Consider the following 26,492-nt stretch of genomic DNA (forward strand, 5'->3'; position numbering starts at 1 on the left):
CCACAAGCCGCTTTCACCCCTGCTTTTTCTGCATTTGCAAAGGGCCGGGACGCGTCGTGCTGCCTCTCGAGCGGGCCTGTGCGGCGGAAGTTGACTCACCGCCTTTACACGGATTTTTGAATGCCTTATCGGGTGCCGCGACAAGTCGTACCCTTGGCTCTGGCAGCCGCTCGGGGCTTATAGGGCACAAAATTTCTATGGGACGTGAAGGAGATGCGCATGTTCCGACTTCGTCGGGAGCCGGCGGTATTTCGCCTGCGCGAGGCTTTGCGGCCTCTGAAGCTTCTGGGACTCGCAGTTCCGACTCTTCTTGGGGGCTGCGCGATGAACGGTGTGACGTTCATGGCGCCGGAAGGGCCGATCGCCGCGATGCAGCGATACCATTTCTGGCAGGTGACGGCGATCTCGATGATCGTCGTCCTGCCCGTGCTGATCGGGGTTCCTATCCTGATCTGGCGATATCGCTACGGTAACACCAAGGCGCGCTACACGCCGCATTGGGACTTTTCGCACTCGTTGGAATGGCTGATGTGGCTGGTGCCGGCGGCGATCGTCTTGGTGCTTGGCGCGATCCTGTGGATCGACACGCATGAGCTGGATCCTTACAAGCCGCTCGCCTCGACCAAGCCGCCACTGCAGGTGGAGGTCGTGGGCCTCGACTGGAAATGGCTGTTCATCTACCCAGAATACCATATCGCCACGGTGGGTGAGATGGCGATCCCGAAGGACCGGCCGGTCTCGCTGAAGCTGACCACCGACACGGTGATGCAGAGCTTCATGATCTCCGCGCTGGCGGGCCAGATCTACGCCATGCCGGGCATGGTGACGAAGATGCACCTGATCGCCGACCGCGTGGGCCATTACGACGGCGACAACACGCAATACAGCGGCGAAGGCTTCCACGGCCAGCACTTCACCGCCGTCTCGATGGGCAAGGGCGATTTCGACGCCTGGGTGAAGAAGGCGCAAACCTTCGGCACCGCGCTGAACCCGATGGCCTACAACCGGCTCGCGGTCAGCTCGACCCCCGCCCAGGTGCGTGCGACCTTCGGAAATACCGCGATGCCGCCGCATGTGACCTTCTTCAACGACGTGCCGTCCGGTTTCTTCAAGAAAATCGTGATGCGCTATCACCACGGCAAGCCCGTGCCGGCGGACCAGCAGCCGGGGACGGCCGCTTACAACGCCAAGTATTCGGGCTGAGTGAGGACAGAAATGACACAGGAATTCTGGAAAATGGTCCTCGGACGGCTCAACTTCGAGTCGCTCGACTTCCTCAAGGCCTTCTACGATCCCACGCTAAACGAGGTCATCCTGACCGGCGCCGCCTGGGCGGTGCTGGCGGGGGGCGCGCTCGGCGTGGCCGTACTGACCTACTTCCGGCTCTGGGGGCCGATGTGGAGAAAGTACCTGGTGAGCGTCGATCACAAGCGGATCGGCATCATGTACATCGTGCTTGCCTTCCTGATGCTGGCGCGCGGCGTGATCGAGGGCGTGGTGATGCGCGCGCAGCAGGCCGACGGCCTGGGCGGCGGGTTCCTTTCGGCCGACCACTACGCGCAGCTGTTCTCGACCCACGGCACGATCATGATCTTCTTCTTCGCGATGCCGTTCCTGACCGGGCTGATCAACATCGTCGTGCCGCTGCAGATCGGCGCGCGCGACGTGTCCTTCCCGATGCTGAACTCGGTGTCGCTGGGTCTGACCGTGTCGGGCGCGATGCTGATCATGATCTCGCTGGTGCTGGGCAAGTTCTCCACCGGCGGCTGGACGGCCTATCCGCCCTATACCGAGTCGACCTTCCAGCCGGGCGTGGGCCCGGATTACTGGATCTGGTCGCTGATGCTCGCGGGCGTCGGCTCCACCCTCACCGGCATCAATTTCGTGGTGACGATCCTGAAGGAACGCGCGCCCGGTATGACGCTGATGAAGATGCCGATGTTCACCTGGACCGCGCTCTGCACCTCGATCCTGATGGTCTTCGCGCTGCCGCCGCTGACCGTGGCGGCCGGCATGCTGGCCTATGACCGCTACCTGGGCTTCCACTTCTTCACGAACGCGCTCGGTGGCAACATGATGAACTTTGCCAACCTGCTTTGGCTGTTCGGCCATCCGGAAGTCTACATCCTGATCCTTCCGGCCTTCGGCGTGTATTCGGAGATTGTGGCGACCTATTCGGGCAAGCGGCTCTACGGTTACGGCTCTCTCGTCGTCGCCACGATGGTGATCGCGATCCTGTCCTTCACCGTCTGGCTGCACCACTTCTTCACGATGGGCCAGGACGCCAACGTCAACGCCGCCTTCGGTATCGCGACGATGCTGATCGGTGTTCCGACCGGCGTGAAGGTCTATGACTGGATGGCCACGATGTACCGCGGGCGCGTGCGCTTCTCGGTGCCCATGGTCTATATGGTCGCCTTCATGATGCTCTTCGTCATCGGCGGTCTGACCGGGATTATTCTGGCCAATCCGTCGATCGACTTCCAGGTCCACAACACGCTGTTCCTGGTGGCACACTTCCACAACATGCTGATCCCGGGTCTGCTGTTCGGGATGCTGGCGGGTTACACCTACTGGTTCCCGAAGGTCTTTGGCTTCCGGCTGAACGACAAGTGGGGCTACGTCTCCGCCTATTGCTGGATCACCGGGTTCGTCCTGGTCTTCTTCCCGCTCTACATCGTCGGCCTGATGGGGATGACCCGCCGGACCGTGGCCTATACCAACCCGGCCTACGAGCCCTGGATGATCGTCTCGGGGATCGGCGGCCTGGTGGTGACAGTGGCGCTCGCTACGCTGGTGCTTCAGCTCTACGTCTCGATCCGCGACCGGGAATACACCCGTGACATCGGCGGCGACCCCTGGGACGCGCGCACGCTGGAATGGGCGACGCCTTCGCCGATCCCGGCCTACAACTTCGCCGTCATCCCGCATATCCATGCGCGGGAAGCCTTCGCCGTGGCGAAGGAAGCCGGCATGGGCTACCAGGAACCGAAGAAGTACTCCGACATCCACCTGCCGGGCGATACCTACATGGGCGTCATCATGGCGGTATTCGGGACCGGCTTCGGCTTCGGCATGATCTGGTACATGTGGTGGCTCGCGATCGTCTGCTTCGCGGTGATGGCGGTGGCTTTCGTCGGCCGCGCCCTGCGGGGCGACCGTGCTGCGGTGATCATCCCGGCCGCCCAGGTCGAGGCCGAACACCGCGCCTGGCTGGAACGCGTGCGCAAGCTCGCCCCAATCACTCGCGAGCACGAGCAGGACGGTACCAACTACGGCGTTGCGGCGCCTGACCAAGGAGCAGCGGCATGAGTGGTAACAGCACTGCCATCTACGCAGCGCCCGGCCTGAGCTTCGAGGCCGAGGAGCATCACGACCACGACCATGCGGGCAAGGCGCTTTCGGGCTTCTGGCTGTTCATGATGAGCGACCTCATCATCTTCGGCCTGTTCTTTGCGACCTATGCGACGATGTTGACCCCGATGTCATACGCCGGGGGCCCGACGCCGAAGGACCTGTTCGAGCTGCCCGGCGCGGCGATGGAAACCGCGGCGCTTCTGACCTCGACCCTGACCTTCGGTTTCGCCTCGCTCGCGGTGAAGTACGACATGGGCCGGGGCAAGGTGCTGGGCTGGCTGGCCGTAACCTTGGCGCTGGGTATGGTGTTCCTCGGGCTCGAAATCCGCGAGTTCGTGCACATGTTCGCCATCGGCGCGGTGCCGGAGCGGTCCGGCTTCCTGTCGTCCTTCTTCGGGCTGGTGCCGCTGCACGGCGCGCACGTGACCGCCGGTTCGATCTGGCTGATCATTATGATGATCCAGATCGCCCGGAAGGGCGTGGATGAGACCGCCAAGTCCCGCCTCGCGCGGCTGGCGCTGTTCTGGCACTTCCTCGACATTATCTGGATCGGGATCTTCTCGGTCGTCTATCTCGGGGGGATCGCCTGATGTCTTCCGCACCCAAGACCTCCATGACCAAAGAAGAGGCGGCCGCCGCCTACAGCCACGATATTAAGGGCTATCTGACCGGCTTTGTGCTGGCGGTGGTGCTGACCGTCATTCCCTTCGGGATGGTGGCGATGGGCGGCTTCGGCTTCGGAACCGTGATCGGCACGATCGCCGTCCTGGGGCTGATCCAGATGGTCGTCCACGTGAAGTACTTCCTCCACGTCGACTTCAGTGCCGACCAGCGCGAATACCTGCACCTGATGCTGTTCTCGCTGCTACTGCTGTTTATCATGGCCGCCGGGACGATCTGGATTCTGGTGAACCTGCAGGGCCGCATGATGGGAATGTGAGGCGCAGGGGCCGGGCGGCCCCTGCCACCCACAATGAATTCTCCGGTTCGACGTTTCGGGGGTCGGGAGGGGGCGAGGCCTACGGGTTTCGCCCCTTTTCGCTTGCCGCGGGGAAGCTGCAGCGCGCGCGCCCTGCCCCACCTCCGTAGGCGCCGGCGCAGAACCTCAGAGCAAGTATTGCGCACTCGTTGCGCTGACCGTCCTTATACAATCCTGGCTCGGCAGGAGGGACTACCGCAGCCATCGCTGGGCAGCCGTTACCAAAAGAGTCCAACGTCGCGCATGGCGCGCGATGGTGGGATTGCGAAAACCACGTTCACCGGTCGGCTACCTTCTCGCCGGGCTGAGGTCGAGGTTTGCGGCCATGCTGATGCTCGCGGGGGTTTTGGGCTCTAACTGTTCACTCCGGCTCTGCCAAACATCTCTCCTTCGTACGGCAACGCAAAGTGCGAGATATGGTAGGCAGTCTGCGTCGTACGTGACAATCATACGCACCGGTAGCGCGCGGCCGTGTGACGCTGCAACTGAACGACCATCGATGGAATCAAGGTCACTTGGTTACTCGTAAGGATGGCAGGATCTACGTAAGCAACCCAATTGAGCGCTGATACCGCGCCAAGAGCCCGTCGCGCTCTTTCATGTCGCCGAAGTACGCCGCTTCGGGCGAAACTGTGATTACCTTGGGGCGCGTACCTTTGAGGCGGTGGATCGCTCCCACTTGCTCTAACAATTTGAGAGCGCGGGTCATCTCGCCCTGATCGACGCCGGTGAAATCGCACAACTGATGCGTCGTCAGTTGGCACTCGTAGCTCTCCCAGCCGAGGTTTCGAATGATAAACCACAAGACTGCGATGGCTTGGTGACGGCGGGCCTTTGTCACCCCAGAAGCTTGTAGCCGCTCAAGAACAGTATCTTGAAAAGCGTGGGATATGACGACGTAAGCGTTGGTCGAATCGTTAGGTGACATTTGCCACTACACGCCTTGGCTGATCAGGCTTTCTAATCCAAATGGTCACGGCCTTGGGACAGTGCCGTGGTCGAATCCCACCACCGGGATTAAATCAATCCTGATCTTCGCCCTAGTCTCTGCCGATGACCCTTGCTCGCAAATGAAAAGAGCGGGCACAAGGCCCGCTCTTCCCATGCACTGTCCGTCTCGTATTAGAACGAGAACTTCACGCCGAGGTCGGCGTACATCTTCTTGGCGTACTGCTGGCGAACCGAGCCGACGACCGCGGCGCCCGAACCCAGGTCGTAGGACGCGCCCACACCGTAGGTGGTCTTGGTGCCGGTCGCGATCGCGAGCTTGCTCGAGTGCGACACGAAGGCCTGCACGGTGGTCGCGCCGAACTTGGTGTTGCCGTAGAGGGTCACGATGTTGCCGTAGGCATCCCAGCCGTTGTGGCCATAGGCCAGGCCGATGTTGGAGTTGCCCAGGGCGTATTCGACGACGGCGGTTTCAGCCGAGCCCGAACCGTTCTGGTGCAGACCACCGAGTTCGAACGACAGGGCGCCAGCCTTGTAGGCAACGCTCAGCGACGATTCGTGGGTGGAAGCCGAGGTGTTGCCTTCCGACTGGTAGCCGGCACGGACGACCAGGCTGCCCATGGTGTAGGTGGCCAGAACGCCGTTGTTGCCGGTACCGGTCGAGGAGTAGCCGACGATGCCGTTCTGGAGCGTTTCACCGCCGCAGCCGCACAGGCCGATTTCCGAGTTCCAGTAGAGCGACAGAGCGTCGATGGCGTCCGAAACGTTGCCGACCGACACGTCCAGGCCGCCCGCGGTGATGCCGACTTGGCCGGCGTTCACGGGGGTGGTGGTCGCGTGGTAGGCGTTCGAACGGATGCGGAAGTGACCGTGGAAGGTCAGGCCCGAGTCGGTCGTCTTCGAACCGGTGATGTCGATTTGCAGACGGTCGATCAGCTGGGTCTTGTTGGTCGGCGCGGCGACGCTGGCGTCGTGCTTGATGCCGAAGTAGCCGCCGCCAGCGAGCGTCACGTCGGCCGACGCGGTGCCCGCAGCCAGGACCAGCGCGGTCGAAGCGATCAGAATCTTTTTCATTTGGTTTCCCTCGTTGTCTCAAAGGTGCGCCCAACTCGGGACAGGTCCAAATTGGGTATGGCTTTCTTTCCTGCTTCCCCCCCCAAAATGCAAGGCGATCACAGTCCCCTGGCGGATTGCCCAATCGGCTGGTGCAGCTTTGCCACAGTCTTGCCACAGCCCTCGGGGGCCCAATGAAATAGCGCCCTTCCGGCACATGGAATGCATTCCCCAGTGCTCGGTGACATTCTGAGCGCCGGGCACACCCTGTCGCGCACCAACGCCCTTAGGGCACCCTGGCTGATTCTTACCGAAGGTTTTGGCTCATCGTAACTGTGATGGCACTGTGATGAGCCAGAAACCCGAAACAGCAACGCCGACGATTGAAGCCACCCTACCCGGCTGAGGCCTGGATCAGGATCTCTGCCGAAACCTGGGCGCCGGTGATCACGCTCTGGCCGGCGGTCAGGGGGAGCCCATGGCCTCCGCCCAGGCGGCGAGGAAGTTGAGGAATGCAATCGTCTCGACCTCAACCCGCAGGTTCGGCCGAAGAGACAGCGCGGCACCGTCGGGCAGGACGGAGGCGGCGAGGATCGGCGCGCAGGTGCGTTCCTTGTCGCCCGGAAGCCCGTGCTTGCAGCCGCCGACGGGGCCAAGCAGCGCGGCCTTGCGGCACCGTATGGCGAAGGCATCCTCCATCCCCCCGGGCGGGGCGGGCTGGCCCGCAAGCTGGGCCGTGCCATGGGCCTCGGCAAGAAGGCGCGTGGCGGTCTCGATCCGGTCAGGCCGCATGGGCGGCGATCTCCTCGCGCATCGCCTCGACTGGGATGACGGCGCCGGGCCATTGCACAACGAGGGCGGCGAGCCGGGCGCCGGCGAGCACGGCCGTTTTCGGGTCAAGCCCGCGCAGGCGGGCAGAAAGGAAGCCCGCGTCGAAGCTGTCGCCAGCGGCAGTGGTGTCGACGGCCAGGACCGGTGGCGGAAGCGCGATAGGCGTGACGCCGGAGACCGGATCGTGATGCATAACGGTTCCGCCGCCAGTGGTCATCACGACCTCTCCGCTGCACTGCCGCGCACAGAGGGCGAGTGCGGCCTCGGGGTCCGTCTCGCCGTAGAGGATCGCGAGATCCTCGGCCGAGGGCAGCGCGACGGAGGAGGTGGCGAGCGCCCGGCTGGTCCATTCGGCGCCCTCCTCCGGCGCGGACCATAGGACCGGCCGATAGTTGGTGTCATAGGCCACCAGGCAGCCCTGCGCCCGCAGCGCGGAGAGTGCGGTGAGAAGGCGGGTGCGGGCGGCGGCGGGCAGGATCGCGAGTGTGACGCCGGAAAACAGGATGCAGCGCGGCGAACCGAGGGCCGCGATATCGGCCCCATCCGGGCCGAACATGCGGCGGGCGGGGGCCTGGTCGCGCCAATAGGCGAACGAACGTTCTCCCATTGGGTCGGTCTGGACGAAGCTAAGCCCCGGGCGCCCGCCGGGCTCCTCGTCGATGCGGGAGACATCCACCCCTTCGGCGGCGATGGCCGCGCGCATCCAGCGGCTCATCGCGTCATCGCCAAGACGGGAGAGATAGCCCACGCGCAGGTCCGGCCGCAGCCGGGCGAGGTAGATCGCCGCGTTCAGCATGTCGCCGCCAGGGCGGCGCTGGAAGTGGTCGGGTCGAGCCGCGTCGCTGGTGAATTCGGCGAGCGGCTCGCCGATCGAGAGAATGTCCATGGGGCCCTTCGTTCAGGAGGACGCGACGGGGGTGAGCAGGGCCCGCCCCTCGGCGAATGAGTCAATATTGTAGGTCACCAGCCGGGCCATCGCGCGGCGCGCCTCGAAGGTAGCCGAGGCGGTATGCGGGGTGAAGAGCGTGTTTGGGGCGCGGAAAGACCTGCACGGTGGTCGCCCGCTGGGGGGCGCCGAGATCGATGAAGGAAAGGTTGTCATGGCCCACGACAGACAGGTCACGCCCCCGGGGGCAGCCCGATGTCGTAGAACCCGCTCAGAAGGCCAAGGCCGAGCATGTCGTTAAAGCAGATCGCCGCGGTCGGCCTCGGCTGGATCTGCATCAGGAGCGCGGCCGATTGAGGCGAGCCGTCCCAGGCCAGCGGCACCTCGACAACGCCTGCATTGTCGGGACCCATCTCTGCCATGTGATCGGCAACGGAGGTCAGGCCCTCGGTGCGAGTCGAGGTTTCGCCAGCCAGTGCGACATAAGCAATGCGCCGGTGGCCGAGATCGCGCAGGTGGCAGATACTCTCGCCCACGCCGAGGTCGTGGTCTGCGCCGGCGAAATCGCTGAGGCCCGCGCCGACATGGCGCATCGCCTGCACTATTGGCAGGCCGGAGCGGCGGAGTTGTTCGATCAGCTCGGTGTCGGTGCCGTCGGCGGGAGACAGGATCAGCCCCTCGACAACATGCTCGCCCGGCCGGCGGATCAGGTCTGACTGGCGCTCCGGATCGTCGCGGCTGGAGGCGAACATCTCCAGATGGCCGGTGTCGGCGAGCCTCGCCTCGAAGCCCTCGACGAATTCGGCCAAGACGCTGTCGACGAGGTTCGGGATGATGGCGCCTATCATGCGGCTCTTCTGGCCCCTGAGCCGGGCCGTACCGTTATTTGGGACGTAGTCGAGTTCTCCGATGACCTTCTCGACCCTGAGCCGGGTCTGTCCGGCCACGAGGTCCGATCCGCGCAGGATAAGCGAGGCCGTCGCGCGGGACACCCCTCGCCGCCCGGCCCACATCTATCAAGGCCACTCGTGTCGAGGCCGTGGCGTTCCTGGGTAGCCGCGCGGCGGGGGAGACAACTCATCGAACCGACATCGGGCGGCGGCCGTGGTCGGCGTACACTATGCCCGGCGGGCGCTGCCGGCCTTTACCCGGCGCAGCGGGATGGAGGATTCGATCGAGGCCACACCCTCGATTCGCGTCAGGCTGCTCGTCAGGAACTTCTCGAACTCCGCAAGGTCGGAGACTGCGATCCGCAGCAGGTAGTCGCGCGGACCCGTCATCAGCCAGCAGTCGACAACCTCCGGATAGCCCCGAACCCGGCTTTCGAAATTCACCAGCGCATCATCGACCTGCTTGTCGAGCTTGACGGAGACGAAGATCGAGACCGGGAAGCCGAGCTTCGCCTCGTCCAGCGTGGCGGCATAGCCCCGGATCACCCCGGCGGCCTCCAGCATCCGCAGGCGGCGGGCGCAGGGCGAGGGGCTGAGGCCCACACGCTCGCTCAACTCCTGCACGGTCAGCCGGCCGTTCGACTGAAGCTCGCGCAGGATGGCGCGATCGATTTCATCGAGATTGGTGGATTCCATCACTCATTTCCAGCTACACGGCGGGATCTGCCAGAATTCATGGCTCCGGCAGCCATCTTTGCCGATTTGCACCGGGCCGGTCGGGTTACTCTGCCACGAGCCGTACCGTCCAGTCCATCTTGCAGAGCCCCCCATGCCCGATACCGATCCCCTGCCCCATCTCGCCGAACTGGAACGCCGCGTGCTGTGGCTGTCCGCCTGGATGATCCACAACGCCAACCACATCCGCCCGTCCGAGGAGACCGATGTGAAGGTCGGCGGACACCAGGCCTCTACCGCCTCGCTGGCGACGATTATGACGGCGCTCTATTTCCACGCCCTCCGACCCGAGGACCGGGTGGCGGTGAAGCCGCATGCCTCGCCCGCCTTCCACGCGATCCAGTATCTTGCCGGGCGAATCCCGCAGGACAAGCTTGAACGCTTCCGCGGCTTCGGTGGGGCGCAGAGCTACCCCTCGCGCACCAAGGACGTGGATGACGTGGATTTCTCCACGGGCTCGGTCGGGCTTGGCGTGGCACAGACGCTTTTCTCTGCGCTGGTGCAGGATTACGTTCGCGCCCATGGCGGCATGGCCAAGCGACCCGAGGGGCGGATGGTGGCGCTGGTCGGCGATGCCGAGATGGACGAGGGGAATATCTACGAAGCGCTGCTGGAGGGCTGGAAGCACGGCATCCGGAACTGCTGGTGGGTGGTCGATTATAACCGCCAGTCCCTCGACGCGGTGATCCGTGAGGGGCTCTGGTCAAAATTCGAACAGATGTTCAGGAACTTCGGCTGGGATGTCGTCGTCCTGCGCCATGGAAGGCTGCAGGAGGAGGCGTTTTCCGAGCCCGGTGGGCAGCGGCTGAAGGACTGGATCGAGGCCTGTCCGAACCAGCTTTATGCGGCGCTGACCTTCCAGGGAGGCGCGGCCTGGCGGGCGCGGCTGATGGACGAGATCGGCGACCAGGGTAAGGTCAGCGCGCTGATCGCCCGGCGCAGCGATGCCGAACTGGCCGCGCTGATGACCAACCTCGGCGGGCATGACCTACCCTCACTTCTCGCGGCGTTTGAGGCCGCGCGCGCGCGTGACCGCCCTACCCTGTTTCTCTGCTACACCATCAAGGGCTTCGGTCTGCCGCTGGCCGGTCACAAGGACAACCATGCCGGTCTGATGACCCCGACGCAGGTGGAGGCGCTGCGGGTCGCGATGGGGGTGAAGACCGGCAGGGAATGGGCGCCGTGGGACGCAGTGGCCGATCCGGCGGCGTTGCAGGCCTTCGTCGCCTCGACCCCGTTCTTCGCTGAGGGGCCGCGCCGGCGGGTGGCCGAGAGGGTGCGCGTACCCGAGTCTCTGCCGCAACCCGAGACTCGGGGCAAGCCGATCTCAACCCAGATGGGCTTCGGGCAGATTTTGACGGAGATTGCGCGGGAGGACGGGCCGCTTGCCGAGCGGATCGTAACGACGGCGCCCGATGTCACCGTCTCGACCAATCTCGGAGGCTGGGTCAACCGGCGTGGGCTTTATGCGCGTGAGGCGCTGGCCGACACGTTCAAGGCGGAGCGGATCCCGTCCACCTACGCCTGGGAGTTCTCGCCCAAGGGCCAGCACATCGAGCTGGGGATCGCGGAATCGAACCTCTTCATCCTGCTCTCGGCGCTCGGCCTTTCGCATTCGATCAACGGCGAGCGTCTGCTGCCGATCGGCACGGTCTATGACCCGTTCATCTACCGCGGCGCGGACCAGTTGAACTACGCCTGCTATCAGGATGCGCGCTTCATCCTGATCGGTACGCCTTCGGGCGTCACGCTTGCACCGGAGGGTGGTGCGCACCAGTCGATCGGCACGCCGCTCGTCGGGATGGCGCAGGACGGGCTCGCGGCCTTCGAGCCGGCCTTCATCGATGAGCTAGCAGAGATCCTGCGCTTTGCCTTCGACTACATCCAGCGCGACGGCAGTGATCCAGCTCGCCCTGGCTGGCTGCGCGACAACCAGGGCGGTTCGGTCTACCTGCGGCTCTCTACCCGGCCGGTGGAGCAGATGCAGCGGGAGATGACGGCAGAGCTGGCCGCGGGGATCGTGGATGGCGGCTACTGGCTGCGCCGGCCGGGACCCAACGCCGAATGCGTCATCGCCTATAGCGGCGCGGTGGCGCCGGAGGCGATCGCGGCCTGCGGCTTCCTGGCCGAGGATCGCCGTGATGTCGGGCTGCTGGCCGTTACCTCGGCCGACCGGCTTCACGCCGGATGGAGTGCGGCGCAGGCGGCGCGGAGCGGAGCCGGCGGGGCAGAGGCCGCGCATGTCGAGACGCTCCTCGACGCGGTGCCGCGGGACTGCCCGCTGATTACGGTGCAAGACGGGCATCCGGCAGCGCTCGCCTGGCTGGGCGCGGTCAGAGGTCACCGCACCCGGGCGCTCGGCGTCGAGCATTTCGGCCAGACCGGCACGATCGATGAGCTTTACCGTCATTTCGGCATCGACACGCAGGGCATCCTGCGTGCGGCCGAGGCGATGGCGCCGGGAAGGCCGCTGCGTCTGCGGGCCTGAGCGCCACGCCCCGGTGTGAAAATCAGCGCAAGGCGACCCGGTTGCCCGCGCTGTCGAAAAGGTGGAGGTGAGCGCTTGGCAAGGAAACCCGGATCGAAGGGCCGGAGTTCAGCACACCGCGATCCGCGGTGAACGCCTTCAGGCCGACGCCCTGCAGCGAGAGGTGGAGGATAATGCCGAGGCCCGTTGGCTCGATCAGGTCGACGCCGGCCTCCATCCCGCCGCTTTCGCCCAGGGCCACATGCTCCGGCCGGATGCCCAGCGTCACCTCGGCGCCGGGGGCGAGCCCCGGATCCAGCGGCAGGGCGATCCGGGCACCGTCGGCGAGGATCACGGCGGGGCCCGGCGCAGCATCATAGCGGCCGGGCAGGAAGTTCATCCCCGGCGAGCCGATGAAGCCCGCGACGAACAGGTTGGCCGGGCGGTCGTAGAGGTCGAGCGGCGTGCCCACCTGCTGCACCACCCCGCCCTGCATGGCGACGATGCGGTCAGCCAGCGTCATCGCCTCGATCTGGTCATGGGTGACGTAGATCGAGGTCGCGCCGAGCTCGGCATGGAGGCGCTTTATCTCGGCCCGCATCTGCTCGCGCAGCCGGGCGTCGAGGTTGGAAAGCGGCTCGTCGAACAGGAACGCCTTCGGCTGCCGGACGATGGCGCGGCCCATGGCGACGCGCTGGCGTTGCCCGCCCGAGAGCGCCTTGGGCCGGCGGTCGAGCAGCGGCTCCAGCCCCAGCTTGCCCGCCGCGCCGGAGACCGCCTGAGCGATCCTGTCCTTCGCCGTCCGGCGCAGGCGCAGGCTGTAGCTCATGTTCCCGGCGACGTTCATGTGCGGGTAGAGCGCGTAGGACTGGAACACCATGGCGATGTCGCGGTCGCGGGGGGCGAGATCGTTCACCCGCCGCCCGGCGATCGTGATGTCGCCGGAGCTGACCTCCTCCAGCCCCGCGATCATGCGCAGGAGCGTGGACTTGCCGCAGCCCGAGGGGCCGACGAGCACGATGAACTCACCATCCTCGATGTCGAGGTCGATACCGTGGAGAACCTCGATATTGCCGAAGTTCTTGGTGATGCCGGCGATGTCTATGGATGCCATGTGTCCCTCTCAGCCCTTGACCGCGCCGGCCGTCAGGCCCTGCACGAGATACCGCTGGATCAGCAGGAAGAAGATGCAGGCCGGGATTAGCGCAAGCACGCCCGCCGCCATCATCTGCCCGAAGTCCACGGCGAATTTCGAAACGAAGCCCAGAAGCCCCACCGGGAAGGTCGCCGCATCGTTGCCCGAGATTAGCATCAGCGCGAAGAGAAGCTCGCTCCATGCCGCAGTGAAGACGAAGCCGAGCGTCGCGGCGATGCCGGGCAACGTCAGCGGCAGTATGATCTCGCGAAAGGCGGTGAACTGGCTTGCCCCGTCGATCATCGCAGCCTCCTCCAGATCCTTCGGGATGCCGTCGAAGAACGACTGCATGAGGAAGGTCGCGAAGGGCAGGTTGAAGGCGGTGTAGACGATCACGAGCCCGGTCAGGCTGTTGGTCAGCCCCAGCGGCGACAGGAGCTTGAAGATCGGCGCGACCAGCATGACCAGCGGAAACATCTGGGTGACCAGCATCAGCCCGACCAGCCAGAACTTGAACCGAAACGAAAACCGCGAGAGCGCGTAACCGGAGAGCGAGGAGAGCGCCGTCACGACCACCGCGGTCGAGCCCGAGACGATAACACTGTTGCGGAAGAAGATCGGGAAATCGCTGTTCTCGATGACGAAGCGGAAATGCGACCAGGTGATGTGCGAGGGCCAGAGCCGGACGCCTTCGGTATAGAGGAGCTTGTCCGGCGTCACCGCGATCTTCAGCAGCCAGTAGAGCGGGAAGAGCGCAACCGCGATGTAGACGAGAAGCGCGAGACGGTGGGCGACGGTGCCGATGAGTCTGAAATTCCGCATCGTCAGCTCCTGTTCAGAACGGTCTGGCGCAGGGCCACGATCAGCAGGGAATAGATCAGCAGAAGCACCAGAAGCACCAGCGACACCGCCGAAGCATAGCCGAAGTCGAGCCGCTTGAAGGCCTGGGTGAAGATGTAGCTGGCGAGGATCTGGGTCCGGTCGGCGGGCCCTCCCCCGGTCATAACCACGATCAGATCGGCGAAATTTGCGATCCAGACGGTGCGCAGCAGTACGGTGATCGCGATTGTCGGCGCGAGGAACGGCAGGGTGATCGAGCCGAAGCGTTGCAGCGGGCCCGCGCCGTCGATCGCGGCCGCCTCGTAAAGATCAGCCGGGATCGCCTGCATTGCGGCCAGCATGGTGATCGCAAAGAACGGGATGCCCCACCAGACATTGGCCGCGATCGGCCCCCACATGGCGAGGTTCGGGTCCGACAGGATGTTCTCCGGCGAACTCAGGATCCCAAGCGCGAAGAGCCAGTGCGGCAGCGGCCCCACGACCGGGTTGAAGAGCCAAGCCCAGTTCAAGCCGGCGAGGAAGGACGGCACCGCCCAGGGCAGGAATACCAGCGCCTGCACCAGACCGCGCCCGGCGAAAGGAACGTTCAGCAGAAGCGCGAGGATCAGCCCGAAGAAGAACTGGAGCGCGACGGAGGCTCCGGTCCACCAGACAGTGTTGCGCAGCGCCTCGAAGAATGCCTGATCCTGCCAGAGCTCGCGGAAATGGGCGAGGCCGACATATCCTCCAGAGAACGGGTTCAGAAGCTGGATATCGCGGAAGGCGTAGGAGATCCCGACGACGAGCGGCACAAGCATGACCGTGACGATCAGGATCACGGTGGGCGCGGAGTAGAGATAGGGCTCCCAGGCGATGGCCAGCCTGCGCATCAGCGGGCGGGCCTCGATCGGACGGGCGGCGAGGGTCATGCGTGGCTCCCGGGCAGGCAAGCCGGGGGCAAATGGGCCGCCCCCGGCGTTTGGTTCAGCTCACTACTTCGAAGCGAGGAACTTCTTTTGTTGCTTCGTCAGGTAGTCGGCCCACTGGTTTGCCAGCTGCTTGGGCGTGATCTCACCCAGAAGCGCCTTCTGGCCGGTCTGCACCACCATCGAGCCCTGGAAGTATGCGAAGCCCTCCAGATAGGTCGGCATGGACATCGGCACGACGTTCGGGTCGGCCAGTTCCGCGAACCAGCCCTTGAACTGCGGGCTCTGGTAGAACGGATCCTTCTCGGCCGATTTCAGTGCCGGCAGCGCGCCGGTCCGCTTGTTCCAGGTAATGTTGCCCTGCGGGCCTTCGAGCGTGGCGATCAGCTTCCAGGCAAGATCCTTGTGCTTGCTCGCCGCCATCATCGACCAGCCAGCGTAGCCGATCGTCGGGAAGGTCTTGCCCGAGGGGCCCTTCGGCATGGTGGTGATGCCGAAATCATCGGGGCTCATCTTCGAAGCAATGCCGATCAGCGCGTCAGGGTCCTGGTCGAGGAAGGCGCAGGTGCCGCTATAGAAGCCTGCAACGATCTCGTTGAAGCCCCAATTGACCGAGTCCTTCGGAGCGTAGCCGTTCTTGTAGAGGTTGATCAGCCACTCGATGCCCTTCTCCCAGCCGGGGCTGTTGATGGTGGAGGTGCCATCCTTGGTGAAGAACTTGTCGGACCCGGCCATGTCGGCGCCGAACATCATCCAGCCGTTCAGCCCCCCCGGCCCGCCGCGAAGGCAGTAGCCATACTTGCCCGGGATGGCCGAGATCTTCTTCGCGTCGGCCTCGAATTCGTCCATGGTCTTCGGCGGCTCGGCAATCCCGGCCTGCTTGAGCAGCTTCTTGTTGTAGAAGAGCGCCCGCAGGTAGAAGCCGTAGGGCAGCATGTAGGCCGTGTCCTTCACCGTTCGGCCAAGCTGCAGTGCGCGTGTGGACAGGTCCGAAGTGTCCTTCCAGGTCTTCAGATAGGGCTCCAGGCTCTGCAGCTTGCCATTGTTGGCATAGAGCGAGAGCCAGGTGTCCGGCATCTCGACGACATCCGGGATGTCACCCGCAGAGACCATGGTTGCAAATTTCTGGAACGCCTGGCCCCAGGGTAGCGAGATCACATCGACCTTGGTGCCGGGGTTTTCCTTCTCAAAGGTGCTGACGATGGATTTCAGCGTGACCGTCCGTTCCGGGCTGGTGATGACCTCGACGAGCTTCAGCGTCGTGTCGGCGAAGGCCGGCCCGCTCAGAAGCCCTGCCACCAGGGCGCCGGACAGAATTGTAGAAATTCTTAAAGGATTTTTCATCTTCACTCCTCTCTGTTGGGTTCTCTGTTGGTTTTTTAGGATTTGTTCAGCTTTGCGCTGCCGCGATTGCCTCCTCGAGATCACGCCAAAGCGCCTCGGTACCCTCCAGGCCGACATGCAGCCGGACCGAGCGGGGATCGATGCCGAAGGCCTGCGCCGAATTGGGCTGCGCCTTCTGCTGCAAGACCACCTCGCCGGGCACGACGAGGCTCTCATGCCCGCCCCAGCTGACACCGAGCTTGAAGAGCGTGAGCCGGTCGCAGAAGGCTGCCACGTCGACCCCCTCGCGGAACGTGAAGGAAAAAAGGCCGGATGTGCCGGTCAGCCCCGGGGGCAGCGCATTGGCAAGGCCAGGGTGGTTCACCTGCGCGACCGCCGGGTGGGCCTGCAGCCGCCGCGCAACCTCAAGACCGGAGGCCTCGTGCGCCTTCATCCGGACCGGCAGCGTGCGCAGCCCGCGCACCAGAAGCCAGGCCTCGAACGGGCTGAGCTTGCCGCCTAGATACGGCAAGGCCTCGCTGCGGATCCGGTCGACCAAGGCCTTTGGTCCGGCCACGACGCCCGCCACCACATCGCTATGACCGCCGAGGTATTTCGAGGCCGAATGCAGCACGAGGTCGACGCCGAGCGAGAGTGGCCTCTGGAACAGCGGGCTCGCCCAGCTATTGTCGATGACCGAGAGCGCGCCCGCCGCCCGCGCAAGCCGGGCAAGGGCTGCTACGTCATGGGTCTCCATCACCCAACTCGTCGGGCTTTCGAGGTAGAGAAGCTTCGCCCCCGGTAGAGCCGCCGCCACAGCCGCCTCGTCACGCCCATCGACGTAGGTGACCTCGACCCGCATCTTCTTCAGATGCGTGCCAAAGAGGCGGAACGCATCGGGATAGACGTGGCGGACGGCCACGATACGGTCGCCCGGCTCGACGAAGGTCAGAACGGTAGAAGAGATTGCAGCCATCCCGCTGGCCAGGGCAAGGGCGTCCTCGGCGCCTTCGAGACGGGCGAGCATCTCCTCAAACACCCGTACGGTGGGGTTCAGGCCGCGCGAATAGACGGGCCGCTGCTTTTCGCCGCGATAGGTGGCCACCATCTCGGCATAGGTGGCGAAGGTGAAGAGCGAGGTCTGCACGATCGGCGGCACTACAGCCTCGAACGCATGCTCGCTATCGTGCGCGACAATCAAGGAAGCCGCCTCGAACGCGTCCATGGGGCTGGTCATTTGGACATTTCCTCGATGTCTTCCTCGACCACGTCGAGGATCTTGAGCGTTTCGCGCCGGGCGGCCTCGGTATCCTGCGCTGCAATCGCCTCGTAGAGGGTGCGGTGATAAGGGAAGGAGCGGCGCGCAAAGTCGGGCCGGTTGAAGGGTTTTTCCCAGAACCGCTCGAACACGCCGCGCATCTGTTCAAGGAGCTGCCGGAACAGCGGATTATGGGTGGCGTCATAGATTGCAAGATGGAAAGCGAGGTCCTGCTTGCCCGAGGTGCCCTCGGCGATATGCACCCGCTCCATCTGCTCCAGCCGCTGGCGTATGTTGACAAGGTCGGCCTCGGTGCGTCGGCGGGCAGCCACCATATTGGCCTCGCATTCGATCCCACGCCGCACCTCGAGCGTCAGCATCAGCGCGTCGCGCAGGCTCGCCGTTTCGAAAGAGAGCGGCAAATGCACGGTGCTCGAGGTGATGGGCTTCAGTAGATAGGTGCCACTGCCCTTGCGTGTCTCCATCACGCCTAGAGCCTGGAAATGCCGCACCGCTTCTCGGATCGTGGAGCGGCCGACTGCCAATGCCGCCATGAGTTCGCGCTCGGCCGGAAGCCTGTCTCCGGCCTTCATCTCCGCACGCTCGACATATTGCGCCAAAGCTTCAGTGACCTGTCGCGCGCGATCGATTTGCGGCAGTGCCGAGATCTGGATCTTGTCGTCGACACTCGCACCCATGCGCGGCTGGCCCCCTTGCCTACCCGTCAAATTGGTCTGACATCTTAGCAATGCTGAGTCTCGGTAAAAAGTCAAGGCGTGCGAGAACGGATCGCATTGGTCCATGCTGGCCAAGGGCGAGAACCGCATGGGTAGGCTCCATCGCTTCCTTGCGGCTGCGCCGGACTTCATGCTGACTGAGGATGACGCGGACCCAATAATCGAAGACCAGATCTCGCTGATCGCAGATGAATGGGAGACCATCGGCGACCTCGTCCAACTGACCGACTAGGACAGGAACATCTACGTCGGGCAGCAGTTCTTGAATCCGAACTGCTCCAACGGCCTCGGCACGTAACGCACCGCGCTAATCAGAATATTGAATCAGTTGCGCACAAAGATAACGGAATAGATGCCTCGCACCGGTCGCGGCGCACCCCGTAGCCACGTCTGCGACTGCTCGAGCCCCGACCCTCGTCTCTTGGAACTGGCGCATATCATCACCGTCATCGTCATCCACATGTTTCCGTTGATGAGTTCGTGCTGCGGGATTGGCCTCGTCCCTGAGCTCTTCCTCGCAAACGAGACGTGGATCGGATGAGCCCCGATGCCTAACACGTTGCCGTTGTCACCATCGAGGGATCAGAACCATGTCGCATGGTATGAGAGGGAAAACACATCCGCTGTACTCATCGCCTCAGGTGAAAATTCTGCCGACCGCGAAGCATCGTCATGATAAGAGCAAAACGTTCGACGGAACCTACGAGCGCTCGCATGAAGAAAACCCCATTCCATCAGCAATAAATCAATTGGCAGGCTTGCGTCGGCCCGATCAAAGCTATTACTGAAGCCGGGACACTTTTGGCCAATCCGGAATGAGAGTCGACGAAAGGAAGCTTGCAAACTGGCTTGTCAGCGCCGGCCTGGTGCTAGCCCTCTTGGTTTTAGGCAAGACACTGCTGGTGCCGCTGGTATTCGCTCTGATGCTCTGGGCGATCCTAAATGAGTTAACTGACCAGCTGCGACGGATCTGGTTCCCAGGTTGGTTAGCTTGGACTACCGCCTTTCTTCTGATAGGTTTTGCGCTTTATTTCGTGGCGCAGGTCCTGGCAAATCAAGCCGGGGCACTCGCACTTCAGATCCCGGGCTACGTGAACGTGCTCCAAAACTTCTGGGCATCCCACGTGCCCTATCCGCAGTTTTCCCCTGCGCACGGGCTGCAGACATTGCTCGATCGCTCAAGCCTTCCCGATCTTCTGGCTCAGACTGCGGCTTCCATCGGCAACACAATGCTCGGCCTCATATTGGTCGTCGCCTACCTCGGCTTCCTCCTGGTTGAACAACGCTTCCTGCCCGAGAAGCTCGCCGAGATAAGCGCTGGCCGCTCCACCAAGAGCGAGGGACAGCAGGTCTTCCATGCGATCGGACAGCAGGTCCGCTCCTATCTTGGTGTCTGCACGCTGATGAGCGTGGCGATGGGCGCCATCTCCTACGGAACCCTAACCTTATTTGGCGTCAGCTTCGCTGGTTCGTGGGCTCTCCTGATGTTCCTGTTGACCTATATTCCGACCGTTGGCGCTGTCGGGGTTCTTCTTCCTGCCCTTATGGCGTTGGCACAGTTTCAGGTGGCGGCGCCGGCCTTGGCGATCCTTCTCATCCTCGGAGCGTCCCATCTGATCCTAACAAACGTAGTCGAACCGGTGATGCTGGGGCGATCACTAAACCTAAGTCCCTTCGCGATTATTTTGTCCCTGACGTTTTGGGGGTTGGTTTGGGGTGTCGCAGGCCTGTTTCTCGCCGTGCCGATGACTGGCGCGATGGCTATTGCCTGTAGGCGTATCGACGGACTTCAATGGTTGGCCGTCCTGATAGCAGGCCCGCCGCCCGGCCAAGGCTGGTGGCCGAGGAAACGCGGAATTTAGCACCCCTTGGGCGGCAGACTATTCGTGGGTGTTAATTTTCACCGGGAAGTGCCCCCGGTTTGGCATAGCTCCCTCGGGTCAGATCGAAGTGGAAATCATCGGTGCAATGGCCTTGAGATCATGTTCGACAGGCTCAAGAGTCAATTCTGAACAAAGGTTTCAGGCCTTGGTTTCAACGTAAGGCCGCGGGTTTTCGGCACTGAGTGCAGCCAGGGCGATACCGAAGATCGCGGTGAGTATCGCCCGGAGGTGGGCGAGGATCTTGCGGATGTTGTGACCGCAGCCGCAGAGAACGGCGAACATCGCGTCACCGATGGTGCCCTTGAGCGGGCAGCGGGCTAACCCTTGAGCCGTCGCAGCGCCTTGCGCATGCGGCGGAACTGCCGCGCATGGGCATAACGGCCCACCTGAGCCGCCAGCCGTGGGGCCAGGCGATTGTAGGTCTGCCGCAACTCGATCCCGGCCTCTACCGCCAAGGCCACCAGACGGCGGCGGGCCTTCTCGTAGAGCCGCGTGTCGGTCGGATGGGCGATATTCTTCTCCATGAAGGTGGTGTCGACCGCGACCCGGGACAGGCTGCGCTCGTCAACGGCACCGGACTTCCGCCCGGCCTCGATCGTCTTCGTCAGCAGCCATTCCACACCTTCCTCGCCGATCCGCTTGCGCCAGCGCACCAGCGAAGAGGGATCGATCGGCGGACGGTGCTGGAAGAACGTCTCACCAGTGAAGTGTCGAAAATACGGAGAGTCGACCCAGCGCGCGATGGCCGCTTCATCTGATAGCCGGTAGGCATGCTGCAGATACATGAGCCCGGCCACCAGCCGCGGCGAGCTGGCCGGCCGGCCCTTGGAGGAGGGGAAGAACCCGGCCCACTCGGTCTCGAAGAACTCCCAGTCGATCAGTTCCGCCAGCTTCACCAGTTCGTGGCGCATGTCGATCATGTCCACCAGACGCGGGCGGAGAAGATCGTCTTGTTCCTCGGGGCGCAGACGGAGCTTCATCACGGCTTCCAAATCTGCAAGGTTCTGAACGAAATCATACAAAACCTTGCAGGCAAAAGCGACCTGAACGTCTCTATTATCACGCTAAATCAATGCCGTAGATGCTATTCAGACCAAACGACGTAAGCTTGGAGGCGTCAACACTGGATGAGGCTCACGCTGGGCGGGTCACATCGCGCTAAGTGGCGTACGCCGAGAAGATCGAGCGGCAGGGCAGCGCTGCGGCAAGGGGCGTGCGGACGTCGGTCGAGCAATAGAATTTAGGACGGGCAGCCGGATGATGTCTCGGCGACTGTGCCTGCACGCTGTTTCGATTTTGGCCCAACGCTGGCGGCGGAGAGGCTCCTCGAGCCTGTTAGTTTGTAGGTCTCGCGCGAGATGCCGCGCAAATAGATGGTGGTCGGCGGCTCTGGCTGCCGCGAGCGCAGCGCGGGTCTTTCACATCCACTGCGGCGGGAGCGTTTTGGCGAGCTGGTTAAAATCGACGGCGCGGATCGCCGCTGGTTCGAGGATAGGACTTTTCCCGCGCAAGCTGATGCATCGCTGGGGATCACTGCAGGTGTTGGTTACCGAAAAGCGGCCCACCCATGGTGTGGCTCGACGCGCGCTTGGCCTTGGCGCGGGGCTCGACACGTTGAACGGCCAAAAGGCGATCGCCCATTGGATCAACTGCCGACGTAAGCTCGCACGTCCGGGGTTTCACCTAAATGTATAGCCAGTAGGCAAGGCGGATTACGGAAAGATAGCCGTTCGACGCCGAACGAAACGTCCTCAAAATTGGCACCTCCCCTACCCTAAGCGGTACGATCCCTATCGGACAGCGGCCCATCCAACGGATCCCGAAGCGTCATAGTGGAGGGCCAAGATAGAGCCCGGTCCTGTACTGAAGGGGTGTCTTCGGGCAGCGGCTGCAACGCCCATGGCCAGCAGCGCGGCACATAGAATCGCGGTCACACCCCAGCTTGGAACATCCTCTGCCGGGGGGCAAAACTCCCATGCACCGGAAACAAAGTGCCCAGCCTTGAGTGATTGGCAACAGGAGGGCACCGATAGTGGAAAATGCACATCAGAATTATGGCGCTCGCGCATCAAAAATTGACTCCAATGCGGCAGCGTACTACCGTCTCAAGGGTACAAGTATGGTGCAATGTGGAGGTGTTGGCGTCGTCTACCTGGGATGAGGGCTCTTGCCGAAAATCGGGAAGGGATCAGTGGCGAGGAGATCCGGCAAGAGGAGCGCCCACGGCGCTTCTTGGTCAGATGCTGGGAAAGTAAGTTGAATACCGAATAGCGTGATCAGGCCATCTTTCACGCAAGCAGACAATCTTGTTGGCTGCAGCTGTGCCAACATCGCATGCCGCTGAAGAATTTCCTTCAAAACCCGTATGCCAGGTCAAGGGCGGTGTGAAGGCGCGGGTGTCCGAATATCCAGATATGTCGCCCAACCTTCGATCCGCCCCTTAGCCGTCCGCCCGTAAGAGTTGAGTACAGCGGGTCCGGTATAAATTTTTGGACAAGCGAGAGTTCGAGGGGCGACACGCCCGGCCTACGTAAAATTGAATCGACGTTATCGGCTTGTACTTTGTTTGTGGAAAAGATTGCATCTAGCGGCGTGGCCAGAGATGCGATCGGAAACGGGAGCTAGGGTATGAATATCAGAGCGAGACTTATTTCCGAGAGCGCGTTGGCGCTACTCATGTCGGCGGGCATGGCCTTTGCTGGTAGCAGCAATACCGGCCAGATCTATCAGGACGGGAGCAACAACTCCGGCGGCATCCATCAGAGCGGTACTGGCAACACCGCCGGTGAGGCGAACTGGGGCGTGAATTATCGCTGGTACACCATGCAACAGCTCGGCAATAATAACGATCTGGAGATAACGCAAACAGGACTATCGAACAACATCGCAACGGATTCCCAAGTTCCTGGCCCGGATGGCAACAACGTGCGTCAAATCGGGAACTCTAATTCTGCAACGATCACTCAGAATAACAATCAGTATGAAGGCAACGTTCTGAGCGACCTATTTCAGTACAACAACGGCAACACTTTCACGCTGACACAAGGGTGGGTTGGCACCGCTCCAACTGGTGGAGCTCAGAACATTGTAGGCGGTGTTAAGCAGGGCCTGAGCGGCGTCGCATCGAGCGGCGGCAACACGCTTACAATTGCTCAGTACGACAACCAGGCCCTGCTCGACACGAGTGATCCGTTCGCCCCTCAAGCGAGCCAGCCTTATCACAGGGGTAATACCATTTATTCCGTGGATCAGTCTGGTCATGGCGGAGCCGGAAGCGTGTCGCAGACGGGCGAAGAGAACTACGTCAACTCCATTAGCCAAAGTGGGGGCTCGGGAAATACATTCACCGTTGGGCAGACCGGCTACGGGAACGACCTCAATATTTTGTCGCAGTCTGGCGGTGGCAATAACTCCGCCACCATCAGCCTCAACGGCAACTACAATGGCGCCGACTCGGCCAGCATTAACAATGTGTGGGGTCAGTATGTGCCCTATGGCCATGTTCACGCTTTTCTGGCCTTTGGTTCCGCTACGGCGGCCGCGGGTTCGACTGCAACCAATGATGTTGTGACGCAAAATGGTAGCGGAGACATGTTGTCCTACACTGCCACCGGCAACAGCAACTCCTATGGGTTCTCGCAGATAGGTTCGAACAATGGAATGCAGGGCACGACTACGGGTAGCAACAATTCCGCCGGTGTGGTCCAACTCGGATCAAACAATGTGACCAATTTCTGGCAAACGGGCAACACCAACGATCTGGGTGTCAATATCAATGGTAGCAACAATGGGAATAGCGCCACGACAGGCGGATTTGTAGGCGCTGCGCACCTGATCGGCGGTGTCATCAATGGTGATGTCTTCCAAAGCGGAAACACAAACGTTGCGGCCATTACGCTTGGTGGAAACTCTGATAACTATGGTGCCACGCAAAGCGGTGGCAACAATCAACTGACTCTGTCAATGACGGGTGGCAACCAGAACAACTTTGCCATTTATCAGGCTGGCAGTGACATGGCCAATGTGGCCATTTCCGGTAGCAAAAACGTTATGGGCGTCGATCAACTCGGCGTCGGCGTAAATAACCTGACGGCGACGGTTACCGGAAACAACAATAACTGGGTCACGGCGAGCTTCAGCGGCGATGCCGCGGGTGTCGGGCTGACGCCCGGGGTGGTCTATCAGAATAATGACGGATCGCTTTCTGGCCAGACCAACGACATCACCCTCCATGTGGGTGATCTCGGAGCCTCCAACTCGAACCTCTTCGCATTCGAGCAGGTCGGCGACAAGAATACGATTACGGGATCGATCGAAGGCGGAAATAGCAATCAGGTTGCCGTGGCTCAGGTAGGCTACAACAACCATGCGACGTTCGCTCAGGTTGGATCGGGCAACAACATCGCCATCACCCAATAACACCCAACCCACTCCCCGGGCGGCTTCGGCCGCCCGGCCAGGCGGCGCCCTAGGGCGCCGCTTTAGCGTTTTGGGCGCCGCGCTGTCAGCGCGCCTGCGGAATGGCCCGGTTCCGTCATTCTGGAGCCTAAATTTCGGGTGAAGACTGCCCCCACAGGACGCGGGTCGAATGGGGGCATTGCGGACAATGAACAGTATAACTGGCCATCTTCTGGCCATTGGGGTTGCAATCGCGGCCACACAGGCGCAAGTCGTGCCCGGAACAGCCGGGGCTTTGGGCGGCAATCTGCTGAATGTCGACCTCTCGGGCGATGCCAACCTCTTGCAGATCTCTCAGGCGGCTCCTTCCGGGATGGAGGGCAACAGCCTTGACGTTTCGCTCGACGGGAACAGCAACGGCGGCACCGGTACCGACCCGCAGGGCCTGCCGCTCGGCGCCCTCACCCAGACCGGCAGCCGGAACGAGATGCAGCTCACGGTGACGGGTTCGGGTAATTTCTTCGCGTTGCTGCAGAGGGGCATGGGCAACAGGGTTGCCGGGCAAGTCGTCGGGCAGGGCAACGAAGTGTCCGTGATGCAGATAGGCACAGGCAATTACGCGAGCTTTTCGCAGATCGGTCAGGGAAACCGCGTGGTCATCTCACAGTAAGGCGTGACTTGTGAGCCGCAAGTCCTGCCTATTTTCCGGCGGCGGCGCAGCCATCGACGAAGGTGACGACGGGGAACTTCTTCAGACGGACTGCGACCTTGGAGACCCAGGCCTTGTGCCCGTGCGCGGCGACCTGGCACCATGGACCAGCGGCCGTGATAACGCATTGGGCGACCGGCAGGCAAGCCTTGGGCGGGAAGACGCGGACTACCTTGGCATCGGGCCGTGGTTCCGACCGAGCGTTGAGCTTGACCAGCACGGTTATATCGGAACCGCCGCCAGATTGCGGCACTGCTAGCGCAGCGGCGTCAGCGCATTTGGCACCATAGCCGACGAATAGGCATTGCTCCGACGCCCATTTCTGGTGCACCTGCCCGGCCATCGGTTCGCGCTCGAGCACGACCTCTCGACCGGTGGAAAGGCTGCCGGAAATCTGGTTCTGGTTGCCGCCAAGATGGGCCACCATGGCGCCCGACTGGTCAATCAGCGCAAGCTGCTGGTCGACGACGCCCCAGCCTGCCACCCCAGCGAGCGGACCGCTGCAGGACCGCTGGACAGCCTTGTAATGGTCGCCCTTCGGCGCAGTGCCGAGGACGATCCGGCAGAGGCTGCCGTCGGCGAGGCTGGTGTCGTAGGTAGACCAGGTGCCGGCGAAGGCCGATATGAATTCCGGCAGGCTCGGCGCGCTGTCCTGGGCGAATGCCGCCATTCCTGTACCGACAATCAGTGTGCTGAAGCTGAAGGCAAGGACCATTCGACGGCAAGAACGGGGCATCTGGTGCATGAGGGTCTCCGAGGTTCCCTCAGTTGAGCGTGACACGCGCCTGAGAGACATTGTGATCACCGGATTCGACGACGAGGCGGATATCTAGAGCGTCCCCGGGATGGAAGGAAACGCCGACGGTTGCGATGGTGCCGCTCTGGCCCGCCTTAAGGACGAGCACGCCCTGTTGACGGGTCTTCATCGTGCCTCCCGCGCCGGTCCGGTCGATGTCCATCTGAGCTTTGTAGGTCCCGCTCGTCAGTGCGAGCACTCCGCCACGAAGCAGAAGCCCGCTCGAGCTTCGAGAGACGCCGATCGAGGCGACCGCCGCGGGCGGCTCCTGGCGGGTCTGCGCGCTAGCCATCGCGGCCGACATCGCCCCCGCCATTGCGAGGGAGATGCTCAAGCCCCTCAGAAAGCGAACATTAGCCACG

24 protein-coding genes and 1 pseudogene are annotated in these 26,492 nt (G+C 62.8%); 9 read left to right on the forward strand and 16 right to left on the reverse strand.

Features of this window, described 5'->3' with window-relative positions; genetic code table 11:
• Positions 1-219 precede the first annotated feature (219 nt).
• From EIP85_RS18595 to cyoD, 4 genes are read left to right on the forward strand one after another with little or no spacing between them, the layout of a single operon-like run.
• On the forward strand, positions 220-1,203 hold the full coding sequence (locus EIP85_RS18595) for a cytochrome ubiquinol oxidase subunit II (RefSeq protein WP_241560093.1): 984 nt from the start codon (positions 220-222) through the stop codon (positions 1,201-1,203).
• A gap of 12 nt (positions 1,204-1,215) precedes the next feature.
• Positions 1,216-3,312 (forward strand): cbb3-type cytochrome c oxidase subunit I, encoded by a 2,097-nt coding sequence (locus EIP85_RS18600; protein WP_241560094.1) that lies wholly within the window; start codon positions 1,216-1,218, stop codon positions 3,310-3,312.
• Entirely contained in the window at positions 3,309-3,947 is a 639-nt protein-coding gene (locus tag EIP85_RS18605; RefSeq protein ID WP_127903715.1) for a cytochrome c oxidase subunit 3, read from the forward strand. Before EIP85_RS18600 ends, EIP85_RS18605 begins: the two co-directional genes overlap by 4 nt.
• Positions 3,947-4,297, forward strand: coding sequence for a cytochrome o ubiquinol oxidase subunit IV (gene cyoD / locus EIP85_RS18610; RefSeq protein ID WP_206615586.1), 351 nt, complete (start codon positions 3,947-3,949; stop codon positions 4,295-4,297). Before EIP85_RS18605 ends, cyoD begins: the two co-directional genes overlap by 1 nt.
• Before the next feature lie 580 nt (positions 4,298-4,877).
• Here the strand turns inward: cyoD and EIP85_RS18615 are convergent.
• The 6 genes from EIP85_RS18615 to EIP85_RS18640 form a co-directional block, all read right to left on the reverse strand.
• Positions 4,878-5,264 carry a helix-turn-helix domain-containing protein gene (locus EIP85_RS18615; protein ID WP_127903716.1) on the reverse strand — a complete coding sequence of 129 codons (387 nt, stop codon included), beginning with the start codon at positions 5,262-5,264 and terminating at the stop codon, positions 4,878-4,880.
• A gap of 194 nt (positions 5,265-5,458) precedes the next feature.
• On the reverse strand, positions 5,459-6,358 hold the full coding sequence (locus EIP85_RS18620; protein WP_127903717.1) for a porin: 900 nt from the start codon (positions 6,356-6,358) through the stop codon (positions 5,459-5,461).
• A gap of 444 nt (positions 6,359-6,802) precedes the next feature.
• The gene (locus EIP85_RS18625; protein ID WP_127903718.1) at positions 6,803-7,129 is read right to left on the reverse strand and encodes a hypothetical protein; all 327 of its coding nucleotides are present in this window, start codon (positions 7,127-7,129) and stop codon (positions 6,803-6,805) included.
• On the reverse strand, positions 7,119-8,054 hold the full coding sequence (locus EIP85_RS18630; RefSeq protein WP_127903719.1) for a sugar kinase: 936 nt from the start codon (positions 8,052-8,054) through the stop codon (positions 7,119-7,121). Before EIP85_RS18630 ends, EIP85_RS18625 begins: the two co-directional genes overlap by 11 nt.
• A gap of 233 nt (positions 8,055-8,287) precedes the next feature.
• On the reverse strand, positions 8,288-9,046 hold the full coding sequence (locus EIP85_RS18635) for a LacI family DNA-binding transcriptional regulator (RefSeq protein WP_164871802.1): 759 nt from the start codon (positions 9,044-9,046) through the stop codon (positions 8,288-8,290).
• Between the two features lie 126 nt (positions 9,047-9,172).
• Positions 9,173-9,640, reverse strand: a complete 468-nt coding sequence (locus EIP85_RS18640; protein WP_127903721.1) for an Lrp/AsnC family transcriptional regulator — start codon at positions 9,638-9,640, stop codon at positions 9,173-9,175.
• 133 nt (positions 9,641-9,773) lie between these two features.
• Here EIP85_RS18640 and EIP85_RS18645 point away from each other — a divergent pair, with 133 nt between their 5' ends.
• The gene (locus EIP85_RS18645) at positions 9,774-12,167 is read left to right on the forward strand and encodes a transketolase-like TK C-terminal-containing protein (protein ID WP_127903722.1); all 2,394 of its coding nucleotides are present in this window, start codon (positions 9,774-9,776) and stop codon (positions 12,165-12,167) included.
• A 22-nt stretch (positions 12,168-12,189) separates the two neighbouring features.
• Here the strand turns inward: EIP85_RS18645 and EIP85_RS18650 are convergent, their stop codons facing one another.
• The 6 genes from EIP85_RS18650 to EIP85_RS18675 all read right to left on the reverse strand — a co-directional run bounded on the left by EIP85_RS18650 (position 12,190) and on the right by EIP85_RS18675 (position 18,305).
• On the reverse strand, positions 12,190-13,260 hold the full coding sequence (locus tag EIP85_RS18650; protein WP_127903723.1) for an ABC transporter ATP-binding protein: 1,071 nt from the start codon (positions 13,258-13,260) through the stop codon (positions 12,190-12,192).
• Positions 13,261-13,269: 9 nt separating this feature from the next.
• A complete protein-coding gene (locus EIP85_RS18655; protein WP_127903724.1) occupies positions 13,270-14,103 on the reverse strand; it encodes a carbohydrate ABC transporter permease in 834 nt (277 codons plus the stop codon).
• 2 nt (positions 14,104-14,105) lie between these two features.
• On the reverse strand, positions 14,106-15,029 hold the full coding sequence (locus tag EIP85_RS18660; protein ID WP_127903725.1) for a carbohydrate ABC transporter permease: 924 nt from the start codon (positions 15,027-15,029) through the stop codon (positions 14,106-14,108).
• 63 nt (positions 15,030-15,092) lie between these two features.
• A complete protein-coding gene (locus tag EIP85_RS18665; protein WP_164871804.1) occupies positions 15,093-16,370 on the reverse strand; it encodes an ABC transporter substrate-binding protein in 1,278 nt (425 codons plus the stop codon).
• Positions 16,371-16,416: 46 nt separating this feature from the next.
• On the reverse strand, positions 16,417-17,586 hold the full coding sequence (locus EIP85_RS18670; RefSeq protein WP_127903726.1) for a PLP-dependent transferase: 1,170 nt from the start codon (positions 17,584-17,586) through the stop codon (positions 16,417-16,419).
• On the reverse strand, positions 17,583-18,305 hold the full coding sequence (locus EIP85_RS18675) for a FadR/GntR family transcriptional regulator (RefSeq protein WP_127903727.1): 723 nt from the start codon (positions 18,303-18,305) through the stop codon (positions 17,583-17,585). The genes EIP85_RS18670 and EIP85_RS18675 overlap by 4 nt, the downstream gene beginning before the upstream one ends.
• Before the next feature lie 127 nt (positions 18,306-18,432).
• On the opposite strand from EIP85_RS18675, the gene EIP85_RS22900 reads away from it, so the two are divergent.
• Both EIP85_RS22900 and EIP85_RS18685 read left to right on the forward strand, forming a co-directional pair.
• Complete coding sequence (locus EIP85_RS22900; protein ID WP_164871805.1) at positions 18,433-18,576, forward strand: hypothetical protein; 144 nt, start codon at positions 18,433-18,435, stop codon at positions 18,574-18,576.
• A gap of 583 nt (positions 18,577-19,159) precedes the next feature.
• The gene (locus tag EIP85_RS18685) at positions 19,160-20,206 is read left to right on the forward strand and encodes an AI-2E family transporter (protein WP_127903729.1); all 1,047 of its coding nucleotides are present in this window, start codon (positions 19,160-19,162) and stop codon (positions 20,204-20,206) included.
• A gap of 159 nt (positions 20,207-20,365) precedes the next feature.
• Here EIP85_RS18685 and EIP85_RS23505 read toward each other — a convergent pair whose 3' ends face one another.
• Both EIP85_RS23505 and EIP85_RS18690 read right to left on the reverse strand, forming a co-directional pair.
• Positions 20,366-20,509, reverse strand: a complete 144-nt coding sequence (locus tag EIP85_RS23505; protein ID WP_422067223.1) for a hypothetical protein — start codon at positions 20,507-20,509, stop codon at positions 20,366-20,368.
• A 38-nt stretch (positions 20,510-20,547) separates the two neighbouring features.
• A pseudogene (locus EIP85_RS18690) lies at positions 20,548-21,207 on the reverse strand (IS5 family transposase); the annotation flags it as partial.
• Positions 21,208-22,855: 1,648 nt separating this feature from the next.
• Here EIP85_RS18690 and EIP85_RS18695 point away from each other — a divergent pair.
• Both EIP85_RS18695 and EIP85_RS18700 read left to right on the forward strand, forming a co-directional pair.
• Entirely contained in the window at positions 22,856-24,646 is a 1,791-nt protein-coding gene (locus EIP85_RS18695) for a beta strand repeat-containing protein (protein ID WP_127903730.1), read from the forward strand.
• Between the two features lie 253 nt (positions 24,647-24,899).
• On the forward strand, positions 24,900-25,295 hold the full coding sequence (locus tag EIP85_RS18700) for a hypothetical protein (protein WP_164871806.1): 396 nt from the start codon (positions 24,900-24,902) through the stop codon (positions 25,293-25,295).
• Between the two features lie 28 nt (positions 25,296-25,323).
• On the opposite strand, the gene EIP85_RS18705 is transcribed toward EIP85_RS18700, so the two are convergent.
• Both EIP85_RS18705 and csgH read right to left on the reverse strand, forming a co-directional pair.
• A complete protein-coding gene (locus EIP85_RS18705; RefSeq protein ID WP_164871807.1) occupies positions 25,324-26,004 on the reverse strand; it encodes an AprI/Inh family metalloprotease inhibitor in 681 nt (226 codons plus the stop codon).
• A gap of 94 nt (positions 26,005-26,098) precedes the next feature.
• Positions 26,099-26,491 carry a curli-like amyloid fiber formation chaperone CsgH gene (csgH, locus tag EIP85_RS18710; protein WP_164871808.1) on the reverse strand — a complete coding sequence of 131 codons (393 nt, stop codon included), beginning with the start codon at positions 26,489-26,491 and terminating at the stop codon, positions 26,099-26,101.
• Position 26,492 lies beyond the last annotated feature (1 nt).

Origin of the sequence: Solirhodobacter olei, assembly GCF_004010155.1 — a bacterium.
Classification (GTDB): Bacteria; Pseudomonadota; Alphaproteobacteria; order Rhodobacterales; family Rhodobacteraceae; genus Solirhodobacter; species Solirhodobacter olei.